Source organism: Mycobacterium sp. Panama NTM2, from assembly GCF_054355555.1.
This window is the reverse complement of record NZ_CM135953.1, coordinates 1,815,628-1,828,978: the sequence shown is the minus strand read 5'-3', so window position 1 is coordinate 1,828,978 and position 13,351 is coordinate 1,815,628. Positions and strand designations below refer to the sequence as shown.

Sequence of the window (13,351 nt, the reverse complement as noted above, 5' to 3'; positions counted from 1 at the left end):
CTAGGCGGAGTCCGGGTCCTCGGCCAGACCGTCGGCGACCTTCTGTGCCGTCTCCACCGCACGCCGGGCCCAGTCGACCGTGGCGCCGGCGAGCCCGCACGCGGGGGTGACACCCACGCGGTCGCGCAGCACGCTCCGCGGGAAGCCGAGCCGATCGGTCACCGCGGCCACCGTCGCTGCCACCTCCTCGACCGCGGGGCGGGTGGCGGGCGCGAGCGCGGACACGGCGCCGAGCAGCACCGTCCGACCCGATTCCAGGAACTCCCCCACGCCGTCGAGATCCGTCGCGGTCAGCGTCGAGACGTCCACCATGACAGCGTTGATCGTGCTGCGCTGCAACACCTTCCACGGGACATCGGCGGCGCAGCAGTGCACCGCGACCTCGCCGCCCACGCCGGCGACACACTCGTCGAGCAGACCGGTGACCACCGCATCGTCCACCGGGTGGACCGGGTTGAGGCTGCTCACCCCGCTCAACCGCCCGGCCAGCGCCGCGGGCAGTGTGGGCTCGTCGAATTGCACGACGACCGTCGTCTGCAGTCGCCGCTCCAGCTCGGCGCGGTGCACCGCCACGCCCTCGACCAGCGAGGCGGTGAGATCCCGCACGGCGCCGGCGTCGGTGATCGCCCGGTGTCCGCCGCCCAGTTCCAGATGCGCCGCCAGTGTCACCGGCCCGGGCGCCTGCACCTTGACCATCCGGTCGCCGCCGCGCAAACCCGCCTTCTCCCAGGCCTCTTCGAGCGCGTCGACGTCCTCGTCGAGCAGGCTCACCGCGCGGCGCGTCGCTGAACTACGCCCCGCCGCGATGCGGTAGCCGCGGGGCACGGTGTCCAGCGCGATGTCCACCAGCAGCGCACCGGCGCGACCGATCAGGTCCGCGCCCACGCCCCGGCCCGGCAACTCGACCAGATGCGGCAACCGATGAAGCTCGCCCACCACCACCTCGGCTGCCTCGCGGGCCGAGGTACCCGGCCACGATCCGATCCCCGTCGCAGTGGCGTAAGCAGTCACTCGCCCGACGATAGGCGACGCACTACTGTCGGGGCATGACGGGCCGTGTGCTGCTGTGCGCGCTGGCGATCGCCGTTTCCGGCTGCACACAGACGGTCCCGGGCCTGGCCACCCGGCCGGCACCCGCCATCGACGAGGACTCCCGGTCGCCGGTCGATGTCGACACCGTGCTGCTCGACCGGTCGCAGATGCAGGCCCTCAGCGGCGCGGGCGCGGACCTCACCGAGATACCCGGAACGGAAAGCAAAGTGCCGGTGGACATTCCGACCGATCAAGGCTTTCTTCCCGACGTGTTCACTCGGGATCTACCCCAGGAGTGTGACTGGCTCTTCGCCGAGACCGAGGTGTTCGGTCCCGACGTCGAGGAGTTCCACAAGACCACCTATCAAAGTCCCCGGCGGGGCGGCCTGCTCTCGCAGGCCGCTGCCGGCTACCGCGACACTGCGACGGCGACGGCCGCGCTGACCGACCTGACCCGGCAGATCTCCGCCTGCAGCGGCACCGAGCAGGGCCCTGCGCTGGTCGGCGAGGTGGCCGCGACCGGCGATGCGGTGCGCATCCGGCCGGGCGCCTGCGGCCGCAACTATCGGGTGAAGTCGGTCGTGCTGATCGAGGTGACGTTCTGCTCGTTCCCCGATTCGGTGCCCGACCTCGTGATGACGAACATCGCCGACAACGTGCCGGGCTGACACAGGGCTAGGGCAGGACCGGGGCGGGGTGCGGGAGTGGGTGGGCCCCCTGGGGGCGCAACCCGTCGAAGATGATCGCGAGGTAGCGCCGCCAGAGGGCGGGTGGCGGATCGGCGACGTTCTCGACCGCATGGACGGGCGCGCACATGAGCAGGAACACGTCGGCTTCGGTGATGTCGGAGCGAATGACTCCCGCCTCGTGCGCGTGCCTGACGAGTACGGCGAGGCTCTCGTGCAGCTCGGTGCGCGCTCGGACCACTCGGCGATCGTTGTCGCTGGCGGTCTGCAGGAATGTCAGGTCGTGTCGGCGTCGCTGATCCGCGGCGACGGTGAGGAATTCGAGCAGGGCCTCACCGGGGTCGGCAGCGTCGGCGAGTTCTCTTGCCGTGCAGGACAACACGTTGATGTGATGGCAGACGATCGAGGCGATCAGGTCCTCTTTGGTGGCGAAGTGCCGGAACACGGTGCCCTTGGCCACCCCGGCGGCCGCGGCGATGTCGGCGACAGAGGCGGTGTGCCCTTTGTCGGCGAACACCTTTTCGGCTGCCGCCAACAGCGACGCGCGATTGCGGGTCGCGTCGGCGCGTTGGGGACGGGCGGGCGACGACATGGCCCCAGGGTACCAAGTTGACCACTCGGTCATCTTCTGCCAGGGTGACAACATGACCGCGTGGTCATGTTCATCGGATGACGAGGAGACCCTCATGCAGATCCACGGCGCCACCGCCCTGGTGACCGGCGCGAACCGCGGCCTCGGCCGCGCCTTCGCCGTCGAACTACTCCGCCGCGGAGCGACGGTCTACGCCGGCGCCCGACATCCCGAGCTCGTCGACGTTCCGGGCGTCCGCGCCCTGCGCCTCGACATCACCGACGCCACCCAGGTCAGCGCCGCAGCCGACCTCGCCGGCGACGTCGACCTCCTGATCAACAACGCCGCCGACACCGCCGGCGGCAATCTGATCACCGGCGACCTGCGCGCGATCAGATCCGTGATCGACACCAACTACCACGGCACGCTGGCGATGATCCGTGCCTTCGCCCCCGTCCTGGCCCGCAACGGAGGCGGCGCGATCCTCAACGTGCTGTCCGCGGCCGCGTGGACCACTGTGGACGGCAACGCCGCCTACGCTGCCTCGAAGTCGGCCGAGTGGGGTCTGACGAACAACGTGCGCATGGAACTCGCCGCGCAGGGAACGCATGTCGCAGCGTTGATTCCGGGCCTGATCGGCACGCAGACGCTGTTCGACTTCGCCGAACGTCAGGGAATCGAGTTCGGCGAGGGCGCCGTCATCGACCCGGCCGATCTCGTCAGCGTGGCCCTCGACGGGCTCGAAGCGGGTGAGGTGGAGATCTTCGACGCGCTCGGCCGCAAGGCCAAGGAGTCCCTGTCCGGGCCCCCGACCAGCTTTCCGTTCGCGGTGTGACCGTCACGTCTCCAGGCGCGACTCCTCGAGATCGATGTCACGCAGGATCCGGTTGAAAACCTCGTTGGAGAGCTCGCCCCGGCGCCGCATCGCCAGCAGCTCGCTGCGCTGCGCCGCCAGGACCGAACGCACCATGTCCTGATACGTCCGCGACCGCTCCTCGTAGTCACCGGCCTCGTCGCCGGCCAACCTCGCCTCGAACCGCTGTGTCCGGTATTCGTACAGGCCCCGCATGCGCTCGGCGGTATCGGCACGCGTCCACTGCTCATCGGCCAGCTCGTCGATGCGCTCGATCGCCGCGCGGGCGGCCGCCAGACGCGCGCGATCCTCCTCGGCGGTCTCGGGGTCGGCGGTGCGATCCAGCCGGTCGATCAGCGCCGGCAGCGTCAGCCCCTGCACCACCAGGGTGAAGAAGATGACCGCGAAGGTGAGGAACAGGATCAACTCTCGGTGCGGGAACGCGCCGCCGTCGGCTGTCTGCGCCGGCACCGCCAACGCCACGGCCAGCGACACGGCACCTCGCATCCCGCTCCACGCCAACACGATTCGCCATGATGCGGGCGCGCGTCGCGCACGCTGCCGGGGTCTTCGGTCGAGCACCCGGATCAGATACGGCACGGTGAAGAACCACAGGAAGCGGCTGGCCACCACGGCGGCGATGACGGCCGCCGCATACCCCGCCAGCGCGGCGAAGCGATACTCCTGCAGACCGGACACGATCGCGTGCAGCTGCAGACCGATCAGCGCGAACAACGTGGCGTTGATCAGGAAATCGACGATGTCCCAGACGAAGTAGCCCTGCAACCGGGGCCGGGCCTCGAGCACTTCCGGGCTGCGGATCGCCATGACGATGCCGGCGGTGACGACCGCCAGCACGGCCGACGCCCCGGCCGCCTCGGCGGGCAGGAACGCCGCGTAGCCGGTGAGCAGTGAGATCGTGACACTGATCTGCGCGTCGTAGATGCGGGCGCGGACCCAGCCCGACAGCCAGCCCACCACGAAACCGATCGCGATGCCACCGAGCGCACCGGCCACGAAGCTCAGGCCCGCGTCGGCCAGCGAGAACCCACCCGCGACCGTCGCGGCGATCGCCACCCGGAACGCCACGAGTGCGGTCGCGTCGTTGAACAGTCCCTCCCCCTCGATGCTGCTGATCAACCGGCGGGGCGCACCGAGTCGACGCATGATCGTGGCCGCGGCGACGGGGTCGGTGGGCGACACGATCGCACCGAGCACGAACGCGGCCTCCCACGGCATTCCGGGAATCACGGCGTGGGCCGCGCAGGCCACGATGACCATCGTGACGACGACGAGAGCCACCGCGCTGAGGGTGAGACTGCGCAGCCCCGTGCGGAAATCACCGAAGTTGGCGTAGATCGCCGACTTGTAGAGCAGCGGGGGCAGAAACAGCGCCAACACCAGATCCGGTTCCAGGCTGATGTCCGGCAGGCCGGGAATGAACCCGGCCAGGGCGCCGCCGAGCACCAGCGGTATCGGATAGGGCACCGACAGCCGGCATGCGAGCGCACCCAGGGCCGCGACGGCCATCAACAGTGCGGTGATCAGCACCTCGGCATGGTCCACGTCGACACCCTCACGCCACGGCGCACACCTGTCAATCGGTGTCAGCTGCAGTACACGTCGCGATGCACTGGCAGCGGTCGGTCAGCGCGCCTCGGCGATCGTGGCGCTACCCAGCACCTCGTCCCCCTCGGGGTCCGGCCGATAGAGCACCAGCGTTTGTCCCGGCGCCACCCCACGCAGCGGGCTGCGCAGCGCCACGACGACGGCGCCGTCACGGACGTGAGCCACGGCGTCGGCCGTGCCGCCGTGGGCGCGCACCTGCACGGTGCACTCCACCGGACCGTCGGGGGCGGCTCCCGAGGTGAACACCGGCCGCTCACCGAGCAGCGAGTGCACCTCGAGGTCGGCGGCGTCACCGACGTAGACGGTGCCGGTGTCCGCGTCGATACCCGTCACGTAACGCGGTCGGCCGTCCGGACCGGGACCGGGGATGCCGAGGCCCTTGCGCTGACCGATCGTGAAGCCGTGCACACCGTCGTGTTCGGCCAGCACAGCACCGGTGGTGTCGACCACCGCGCCCCGGCGCACGCCGATTCGAGCGCCCAGGAATGCCCGCGTGTCTCCGGACGGGATGAAGCAGATGTCGTGGCTGTCGGCCTTGTCGGCGACCGACAGTCCCCGGCGCGCGGCCTCCTCGCGGATCTGCGCCTTGGGGGTGTCCCCGATCGGGAACACCGCGTGCCGCAGCTGCTCGGCGGTCAGCACCGCCAGCACGTAGGACTGGTCCTTGTCGTGATCGACCGCCCGGCGCAGCCGACCGTCGGACAGCCGCGCATAGTGGCCGGTGGCCAGCGCGTCGAAACCCAATGCCAGAGCGCGAGAAGCCAACGCGGAGAACTTGATTCGCTCGTTGCAGCGTACGCACGGGTTGGGCGTCTCGCCCCGCGCATAGGACTCGACGAAGTCGTCGATGACGTCTTCTTTGAAGCGGTCGGCGAAATCCCAGACATAGAACGGGATGTCGAGCATGTCGGCGACCCGGCGGGCGTCACCGGCGTCTTCCTTCGAACAACATCCGCGCGAGCCGGTGCGCAGTGTGCCGGGCGCGGACGAGAGCGCCAGGTGCACGCCCGTCACGTCGTGTCCGGCGTCGACCATCCGCGCCGCCGCCACCGAGGAGTCGACGCCACCGCTCATCGCGACCAGAACCCGCATGGCTACGCCCGTCCCGCCGCACTCGCCAGGGCCGCCTGGCGCGCGCGCTCCACAGCGGCCGGGAGCACGGCCAGCACCGCATCGATGTCGTCGTCGGTGCTGGTGTGCCCCAGGGAGAACCGCAGCGAACCGCGTGCGCTGGCGGGATCGGCCCCCATCGCGGTCAGCACATGCGAGGGTTGCGCCACCCCGGCTGTGCACGCCGACCCGGTGGAGCACTCGATCCCCTTGGCGTCCAACAGCATCAGCAGTGAGTCACCCTCACACCCGCGGAATGTGAAGTGGGTGTTCCCGGGCAACCGGCCGGCACCCGCCGGGCCGTTGAGGTCGACGTCGTCGATGGTCGCGAGTACGCGGTCGATCATCCGGTCCCGCAGGGCACGCACCCGGGCGGCCGTGGCGTCCATCGTCTCGACGGCGTCGCGGGCAGCGGCCGCCATACCGGCCACCCCGGCGACGTCCTGGGTGCCGGATCGCACGTCGCGTTCCTGGCCACCGCCGTGCAACTGAGAAACGCAGGCGGTGTCCCGCCGCAGCAGAAGCGCACCCACACCGGTGGGGCCGCCGAACTTGTGGGCGGTGAGGCTCATCGCCGACAGACCGGATGCGGCGAAGTCGACGGGGATCTGACCGACGGCCTGCACCGCGTCACTGTGCATCGGGACAGCGGCGGCCGCGCACACGGCGGCCAGTTCGGCGATCGGCATGATCGTGCCGACTTCGTTGTTGGCCCACATCACCGACACCAGGGCGACGTCGGCGGGATCGCCGATCGCGGCGCGCAACGCCTCCGCCGAGACCACTCCGTGCCGATCGACCGGCACCCAGGTCACCTCTGCCCCTTCGTGGTCGACCAACCATTCCACGGCATCGAGCACCGCGTGGTGTTCGATCGGGGTCGTGACGATCCGTCGGCGGGTGGGGTCGGCGTCGCGGCGGGCCCAGTAGATGCCTTTGACGGCGAGGTTGTCGCTCTCGGTACCGCCGGCGGTGAAGATCACCTCCGAGGGGCGCGCACCCAGCAGGCCGGCCAGCGTCTCCCGAGACTCCTCCAGCCGGCGCCGCGCCAGGCGGCCCGATCCGTGCAGCGAGGACGCGTTCCCGACCGAGGTCAGCGCAGAGCTCATCACCTCGATGGCGGCCGGGCGCATCGGGGTGGTGGCAGCGTGGTCGAGATACACCGCGGACGCAATCACAACGCTCCACAATAGCCGCGACGGTGCCCTCGGCCGTATTCGAGAGGTCAGGCCGCCAGGGCGTGACCCTCTCCGCGGACGCCGATCGCAGAGGCGTTCGTCCCCCGCACCGCGGCCTCGCACCGGGCTGCCAGGTCGCGGCGATCGACACCCGGCAGCTGCAACGATTCGACGCGGACGTGCACGACGGTGCGCTGCGCCGTGACGAGCCTGCGGATCGAGGTGAGCAGGCTGTCGTCACCGATGTAGGCCGCCGCCGTCGACGCGCGGCCGTCGCGATGGTGATAGCTCAGCCGCAACGGTTGCACCGGCCGGCCCGCGTCGATCGCGGCCTGGAACATCGCCGGCCGGAACGGCCCGTAGGCCAGGCCACACCACGTCGTGCCCTCGGGGAACGCCACCACGGTGCGGCCGGCGCGCAGCCGCTCGGCGACCGCGTTCACCACCTCGGGCAGTCGGCGCAGGTTGTCCCGTTCGATGGGGATCACCTTCATCAACCGGGCGAGTGCGCCGAGTCCGGGCCAGCCGATCATCTCCGCCTTGGCGACGAAGGCGCCCGGCATGACGGCGCCGATCGCGAAGACGTCGACCCAGGACACGTGCCCGCTGACGACGAGCACCCCGGGTACGTTGCGAATCGGTCCGCCGGACACAGTGATCCGGATGCCCAGGCAGCGCAACACGACGCGGCAGTAGCGGCGCTGCAGGTGCGCGCGGCCGGGCAGCGGCACCGCGAGCAGCGGCAGTGTCGGCAGCAGGACGACCGTCAGCGTGGCGCGGAGCGCAACACGGAAGACGACGGCAGCGCGTCGACTCGCCGTGGCGCCGCCCGCGGAGATACAGGTCGGGCCGCAGGACGCTGCGGGCAACCAGGCGTGCGGGCGGGCGCTCACGACGCGGTCACTGTCGCCGTCGCGGCACCCGCCGAGCGCAGCCGGGTGAGATAGCGCACGTCGGCACGGCGTTTGTCCAGCAAGGCGGGGAAGTCACCGACCCCGAAGTCCGGGTCGTGGGCCGGTTCGCCGCACACCTGGGCGCCCAGCCGCAGGTATCCGCGCATCAGCGGCGGCACGGACACGCGCGCGGGCGGGGCGATGTCGTCGAGGGTGCGGCCGTCGACGACCACCGGTCGGTAGGGGCGCACGGTCAGGTCGTGCGGTGCGCGGTGCCGGCGCATCACGAAGTCGCGGACGCCGCGCAGATGGGCGCCGGCGGGTTCGACGCCGGCCGGATCGGCGACCGGCACAGAGACACAGCCGGTCACGTAGTCGTAGCCGCTGTGGTCCAGGTAGGCCAGGATGCCTGCCCACATCATCAGCACGACAGCGCCGTTGCGGTGCCCGTCGCGCACGACGGCGCGGCCCATCTCGACCAGCGACGGCCGCAGCGCGTCGAGGGCCGAGACGTCGAATTCGGTCGCGGTGTACAGGCCGCCGGCGGCGATGGCCCCCGGCGGAGGCAGCATGCGGTAGCAGCCGACCAGCTCGCCGGTGCGGTCCTCCCGAACCAGCAGGTGGTCGCAGTATTCGTCGAAGCGGTCGGCATCCAGTCCGTCCGAGCGGCCGTTTCCGCCGTCGACGAGCGCAAAACCGGGCTCGGAGGTGAACACGTCGTGGCGCAGCCGCTGGGCCGCCTCGATCGAGTCGTCGTCACGGCACAGCAGAAGCGAATAGCGGGGCGTCGGGCCGGTCGGCGCATTGGTGTCGTCGGGGGCGTCCTGGGTGGAGATGAGTACAGAAGCAGTGCTCATGGTCAGCACGGTCGCTCAGGCGATCAGCGCGATGGCAAGCGATGCGTGACGTGTTCATGAGCGGTGGGTGACGGTTCGGGTGCACGTCCCCGAGACAGCGAACGGCCCCCGCCGGATGGCGGGGGCCGTTCGGTGTACCTCGCGGCGATCAGCCCTTGCGGGCCTTGATGGCCTCGGTCAGCTGCGGGGTGACCTTGAACAGGTCACCGACGATGCCGAGATCGGCGATCTCGAAGATCGGCGCCTCTTCGTCCTTGTTCACCGCGACGATCGTCTTCGACGTCTGCATGCCGGCGCGGTGCTGGATGGCTCCGGAGATACCGAGCGCGATGTAGAGCTGCGGCGACACGGTCTTGCCGGTCTGGCCCACCTGGAACTGGCCCGGGTAGTAGCCGCTGTCGACCGCCGCACGGGAGGCACCGACGGCACCGCCGAGCGAGTCGGCGAGCTCTTCGACGACGTTGAAGTTCTCCGCGCTGCCGACACCACGGCCGCCGGAGACGACGACGGTCGCCTCGGTGAGCTCCGGGCGGTCACCCGCGACAGCGGGCTCGCGCTTGGTGATCTTGGTCGCGTTCTCCGCGGGTGCGGGGACCTCGACGCTGACGACCTCACCGGCGCCGTCGGACGGCGCGGCCTCGATCGAGCCCGGACGAACGGTGATCACCGGGGTGTCGCCGACGGCCTCGGCCTCCACGGTGTATGCGCCGCCGAAAATCGAGTGGATACCGACGCCGCCCTCACGCACCTCCACGACGTCGTTGAGGATGCCCGCGCCGATGCGCGCGGCCAGGCGCCCGGCGATCTCCTTGCCGTCCGCGCTGGAGGCGAGGATGACCGCAGCCGGCGATGCGGACTCGGCCAGCGAGGCGAGCACGTCGACGTACGGGGTGATCAGGTAGTTCTCGGCGTCGTCCGATTCGGCGACATAGATCTTCGCGGCGCCGGCCGCTTTGAGCCCGTCGACGAGCCCGTCGGCGGTGCCGGGCTTGCCCACCACGACCGCGGAGGGCTCGCCCAAGGTGCGGGCGGCAGTGATCAGTTCGGAGGTGACCTTCTTCAGCGCACCTTCAGCGTGCTCGACGAGCACCAGTACTTCAGCCATGAGATTCGTTGCCTCTGAGTCTTTCGGTGATGGAAGGGGGAAGTGTTCGGGGTCTACTAGTCGATCTGCTTAGACGATCTTTTGAGCGACCAGGTACTCGGCGATCTTGGTGCCGCCTTCGCCTTCGTCGGTGACCTTCTCGCCCGCGGTCTTGGGCGGCTTCGGCGTCGACGACCGCACCTTGGACCCGGCGTTGGCGACCCCGACCTCGTCGGACTCGACGCCGATCTCGGCGAGTGTCAGCTTGGTCACTTCCTTCTTCTTGGCGGCCATGATGCCCTTGAAGGACGGGAAGCGGGGCTCGTTGATCTTCTCGTTGACGCTGACCACGGCGGGCAGGGTCGCCTCGAGGGTGAACACGCCGTCATCGGTCTCGCGCTCACCGGTGACCTTGCCGCCCTCGACGGTGAGCTTGCGCACGTGCGTCAGCTGCGGCAGGCCGAGGTACTCGGCGATGATCGCCGGCACGGCGCCGCCGGTTCCGTCGGTGGCCTCGTTACCCGCGATGACCAGCTCGGTGCCCTCGATGGTGCCCAGCGCGCGGGCCAGTGCCCACCCGGTCTGCACCATGTCCGAACCGTGCAGGCCCTCGTCGACGAGGTGCACCGCCTTGTCGGCACCCATGGACAGCGCCTTGCGGATCGCCTCGGTGGCGCGCTCGGGGCCGGCGGTGAGCACCGTCACCGTGCTGTCGCCGCCTTCGCGCTCCTTGATCAACAGCGCCTCCTCGACGGCGCGCTCGTTGATCTCGTCGAGCACGGCGTCGGCGGCTTCGCGGTCGAGGGTCCAGTCACCCTCGGACAGCTTGCGCTCGGACCAGGTGTCGGGGACCTGCTTGATCAGAACCACGATGTTCGTCATGAGTTCGTCCTTCTCGAAGGGGCCGGTGACCGGCCCGCCTTATCACGTTTGGAGCTCTCACCCCCATGTTACCAGCGGGTAACTTAAGGCGGTTCGCAAAAACACCATAGCTGGTCGAAGTGTGCGGTCTCGCCCGCCCGGGTGCGACGAACTATTCGTCATCGCCCGGTTACGGGTTAGCCTGCCTTCCGATGAGCACACATGTGACCACCTCCGAGGTGGGTGAGCCGCCGGCCGAGGCGCCCATGGCCCTGACCGGCGAGCGAACCGTGCCCGACGTTGCCGAGGAGAACTACTGGTTCCGCCGTCATGAGATCGTCTACCGCGATCTGGTCGACAGGCTGGCCGACCGCTTCGCCGATGCCGAGGTGCTGGAGGCCGGGTGTGGCGAAGGCTACGGCGCCGATCTGATCGCCGGCGTCGCGCGCCGGGTCATCGGCCTGGATTACGACGAGTACGCCGTCGCCCACGTGCGGGCCCGCTACCCCCGCGTCGACATGCGCCACGGCAACCTGGCCGAGCTGCCACTGCCCGACGAGTCCGTCGACATCGTGGTCAACTTCCAGGTGATCGAACATTTGTGGGACCAGGGCCAGTTCGTCGCCGAATGCCGCCGGGTTCTCCGGCCGGGCGGCATGCTGCTGATGTCGACGCCGAACAGGATCACCTTCTCCCCCGGCCGCGACACCCCGGTCAATCCGTTCCACACGCGCGAGCTCGACGCCACGGAGCTGACGGAACTGCTCACCGGCGCGGGTCTGCGGGTGGACGGTCTCTACGGCGTGCACCACGGTGCTCGGCTGCGCGAACTGGACGCACGCCACGGCGGGTCGATCATCGATGCGCAGATCACTCGGGCACTGTCCGATGCGCCGTGGCCGGCAGACCTGCTCGCCGACATCGCCTCGATCACGATCGAGGACTTCGACATCGACCGCGACACCGATCGAGACATCGATGAGAGCCTCGATCTGGTCGCGATCGCGGTACGGCCGTGACCTCGGGGCGGCCCTCGGCCGAGCCGGTGCCCGGACTGTTCACCTTCGTCCTCCACACCCACCTGCCGTGGCTGGCGCATCACGGCCGTTGGCCGGTCGGTGAAGAGTGGCTCTACCAGTCGTGGTCGGCGGCCTATCTGCCACTGGTGCGGGTGCTGCGCACCCTGGCCGCCGAGAATCGGAGCCACCTTCTGACCCTCGGCGTCACCCCCGTCGTCGCCGCGCAGCTCGACGATCCGTACTGCCTGCAGGGCATGCACCACTGGGTGGCCAACTGGCGGCTGCGGGCTCGCGAGGCCGCGACGATGCGCACCCCGACCGGGCCGTCTCCCGCTTCTGCGCCAGAAGCATTGCGGCGCTTCGGGTCCCGCGAGCTCGCCGAGGCGGACCGGGAGCTCGCCGAGTTCGAGACCCTGTGGCGACACGGCGGCAGCCCGGTGCTGCGCGAGTTGATCGACGGCGACGTCATCGAACTGCTGGGCGGCCCGTTGGCCCACCCGTTCCAGCCGCTGCTCACCCCGCGGCTGCGGGACTTCGCTCTGCGCGAGGGCCTCGCCGATGCGGACCAACGCTTCGCACACCGGCCGGCAGGCATCTGGGCGCCCGAATGCGCCTACGCCCCCGGCATGGAAAACGACTACGCCGCAGCCGGAGTCGGCCACTTCATGGTCGACGGCCCGTCACTGCACGGGGACACGGCGCTGGGGCGACCGGTCGCCGATTCTCCGGTCGTGGCGTTCGGCCGCGACCTGACCGTGAGTTACCGCGTGTGGTCGCCGCGCTCGGGTTACCCGGGTCACGCCGCCTATCGCGACTTCCACACCTACGACCACGCCACCGGGCTCAAACCCGCACGGGTCACGGGACGCAACGTGCCCTCGGAGGAGAAGGCCCCCTACGACCCGGCACGCGCCGCTGCCGCCGTCGACGTCCACGTCGCCGATTTCGTCGCGACAGTGCGGGAGCGGCTGATCAGCGAGAGCGCGCGCATCGGGCGGCCCGCCCACGTCATCGCGGCGTTCGACACCGAGCTGTTCGGGCACTGGTGGTACGAGGGCCCGCAGTGGCTCGAGCAGGTGCTGCGCGCGCTGCCGGCTGCGGGCATCCAGGTCGGCACCCTGGCCGACGCACTGGCCGCCGGGTATGTCGGCCAGCCGGTCGAATTGCCGCCCAGCTCTTGGGGTTCGGGCAAGGATTGGCAGGTGTGGTCGGGTGAGCAGGTGGCCGATCTGGTGCGATTGAACACCGAGGTCGTCGACACCGCACTGACCACTGTGGACAAGGCGCTGGCACATTCGGCAGCGCGCGGTGCGCCGGGCCCGCGCATGTTCGTCGCCGACCAGATCCTGCGGGAGACACTGCTGACGGTGTCCAGCGACTGGCCGTTCATGGTCAGCAAGGACTCGGCGGCCGACTACGCGCGCTACCGAGCGCACCTGCACGCCCACGCCACCCGCGAGATCGCCGACGCCCTGGCCGCGGGTCGCACCGAGCACGCGCAGCGGCTCGCCGCCGGCTGGAACCGCGCCGACGGCCTGTTCGGCGCGCTGGACGCGCGCCGACTCCCGAGCCCGTGAC

13 protein-coding genes are annotated in these 13,351 nt (G+C 70.1%); 4 read left to right on the top strand and 9 right to left on the bottom strand.

The window, feature by feature from the left end:
• The gene (locus tag ACXYX3_RS08655; RefSeq protein ID WP_458611410.1) at positions 1 to 1,011 is read right to left on the bottom strand and encodes a uroporphyrinogen decarboxylase/cobalamine-independent methonine synthase family protein; all 1,011 of its coding nucleotides are present in this window, start codon (positions 1,009 to 1,011) and stop codon (positions 1 to 3) included.
• Between the two features lie 35 nt (positions 1,012 to 1,046).
• On the opposite strand from ACXYX3_RS08655, the gene ACXYX3_RS08650 reads away from it, so the two are divergent.
• Positions 1,047 to 1,700: a sensor domain-containing protein gene (locus ACXYX3_RS08650; RefSeq protein ID WP_458611409.1), complete on the top strand. Its 654-nt coding sequence runs from the start codon at positions 1,047 to 1,049 to the stop codon at positions 1,698 to 1,700.
• Positions 1,701 to 1,707: 7 nt separating this feature from the next.
• Here the strand turns inward: ACXYX3_RS08650 and ACXYX3_RS08645 are convergent, their stop codons facing one another.
• A complete protein-coding gene (locus ACXYX3_RS08645) occupies positions 1,708 to 2,310 on the bottom strand; it encodes a TetR/AcrR family transcriptional regulator (protein ID WP_458611408.1) in 603 nt (200 codons plus the stop codon).
• A 94-nt stretch (positions 2,311 to 2,404) separates the two neighbouring features.
• Between ACXYX3_RS08645 and ACXYX3_RS08640 the strand changes: the two genes are divergently transcribed.
• The gene (locus tag ACXYX3_RS08640) at positions 2,405 to 3,124 is read left to right on the top strand and encodes an SDR family NAD(P)-dependent oxidoreductase (RefSeq protein WP_458612017.1); all 720 of its coding nucleotides are present in this window, start codon (positions 2,405 to 2,407) and stop codon (positions 3,122 to 3,124) included.
• A gap of 3 nt (positions 3,125 to 3,127) precedes the next feature.
• Here ACXYX3_RS08640 and ACXYX3_RS08635 read toward each other — a convergent pair whose 3' ends face one another.
• The 7 genes from ACXYX3_RS08635 to ACXYX3_RS08605 all read right to left on the bottom strand — a co-directional run bounded on the left by ACXYX3_RS08635 (position 3,128) and on the right by ACXYX3_RS08605 (position 10,775).
• Complete coding sequence (locus ACXYX3_RS08635) at positions 3,128 to 4,708, bottom strand: Na+/H+ antiporter (protein WP_458611407.1); 1,581 nt, start codon at positions 4,706 to 4,708, stop codon at positions 3,128 to 3,130.
• Between the two features lie 81 nt (positions 4,709 to 4,789).
• Entirely contained in the window at positions 4,790 to 5,863 is a 1,074-nt protein-coding gene (gene mnmA, locus ACXYX3_RS08630; RefSeq protein WP_458611406.1) for a tRNA 2-thiouridine(34) synthase MnmA, read from the bottom strand.
• 2 nt (positions 5,864 to 5,865) lie between these two features.
• Positions 5,866 to 7,014, bottom strand: a complete 1,149-nt coding sequence (locus ACXYX3_RS08625) for a cysteine desulfurase family protein (RefSeq protein ID WP_458612016.1) — start codon at positions 7,012 to 7,014, stop codon at positions 5,866 to 5,868.
• A gap of 92 nt (positions 7,015 to 7,106) precedes the next feature.
• Positions 7,107 to 7,952 (bottom strand): lysophospholipid acyltransferase family protein, encoded by an 846-nt coding sequence (locus ACXYX3_RS08620; RefSeq protein ID WP_241204030.1) that lies wholly within the window; start codon positions 7,950 to 7,952, stop codon positions 7,107 to 7,109.
• Complete coding sequence (locus ACXYX3_RS08615) at positions 7,949 to 8,809, bottom strand: GNAT family N-acetyltransferase (RefSeq protein ID WP_458611405.1); 861 nt, start codon at positions 8,807 to 8,809, stop codon at positions 7,949 to 7,951. The genes ACXYX3_RS08620 and ACXYX3_RS08615 overlap by 4 nt, the downstream gene beginning before the upstream one ends.
• A 148-nt stretch (positions 8,810 to 8,957) precedes the next feature.
• Positions 8,958 to 9,914, bottom strand: a complete 957-nt coding sequence (locus tag ACXYX3_RS08610; RefSeq protein WP_241204028.1) for an electron transfer flavoprotein subunit alpha/FixB family protein — start codon at positions 9,912 to 9,914, stop codon at positions 8,958 to 8,960.
• Between the two features lie 69 nt (positions 9,915 to 9,983).
• Positions 9,984 to 10,775: an electron transfer flavoprotein subunit beta/FixA family protein gene (locus ACXYX3_RS08605; RefSeq protein ID WP_221355199.1), complete on the bottom strand. Its 792-nt coding sequence runs from the start codon at positions 10,773 to 10,775 to the stop codon at positions 9,984 to 9,986.
• A 191-nt stretch (positions 10,776 to 10,966) separates the two neighbouring features.
• Between ACXYX3_RS08605 and ACXYX3_RS08600 the strand changes: the two genes are divergently transcribed.
• Together ACXYX3_RS08600 and ACXYX3_RS08595 are read left to right on the top strand one after the other, a co-directional pair.
• Positions 10,967 to 11,773, top strand: a complete 807-nt coding sequence (locus ACXYX3_RS08600; protein ID WP_458611404.1) for a class I SAM-dependent methyltransferase — start codon at positions 10,967 to 10,969, stop codon at positions 11,771 to 11,773.
• A complete protein-coding gene (locus ACXYX3_RS08595) occupies positions 11,770 to 13,350 on the top strand; it encodes a 1,4-alpha-glucan branching protein domain-containing protein (RefSeq protein ID WP_458611403.1) in 1,581 nt (526 codons plus the stop codon). Before ACXYX3_RS08600 ends, ACXYX3_RS08595 begins: the two co-directional genes overlap by 4 nt.
• Position 13,351 lies beyond the last annotated feature (1 nt).

Bases quoted from the DNA above. Each gene is read 5' to 3' on its own strand.
- ACXYX3_RS08650 (WP_458611409.1), top strand. From the start codon at position 1,047: ATGACGGGCCGTGTGCTGCTGTGCGCGCTGGCGATCGCCGTTTCCGGC.
- ACXYX3_RS08645 (WP_458611408.1), bottom strand. From the start codon at position 2,310: ATGTCGTCGCCCGCCCGTCCCCAACGCGCCGACGCGACCCGCAATCGC.
- ACXYX3_RS08640 (WP_458612017.1), top strand. From the start codon at position 2,405: ATGCAGATCCACGGCGCCACCGCCCTGGTGACCGGCGCGAACCGCGGC.
- mnmA (WP_458611406.1), bottom strand. From the start codon at position 5,863: ATGCGGGTTCTGGTCGCGATGAGCGGTGGCGTCGACTCCTCGGTGGCG.
- ACXYX3_RS08625 (WP_458612016.1), bottom strand. From the start codon at position 7,014: ATGCGCCCGGCCGCCATCGAGGTGATGAGCTCTGCGCTGACCTCGGTC.
- ACXYX3_RS08615 (WP_458611405.1), bottom strand. From the start codon at position 8,809: ATGAGCACTGCTTCTGTACTCATCTCCACCCAGGACGCCCCCGACGAC.
- ACXYX3_RS08610 (WP_241204028.1), bottom strand. From the start codon at position 9,914: ATGGCTGAAGTACTGGTGCTCGTCGAGCACGCTGAAGGTGCGCTGAAG.
- ACXYX3_RS08605 (WP_221355199.1), bottom strand. From the start codon at position 10,775: ATGACGAACATCGTGGTTCTGATCAAGCAGGTCCCCGACACCTGGTCC.
- ACXYX3_RS08600 (WP_458611404.1), top strand. From the start codon at position 10,967: ATGAGCACACATGTGACCACCTCCGAGGTGGGTGAGCCGCCGGCCGAG.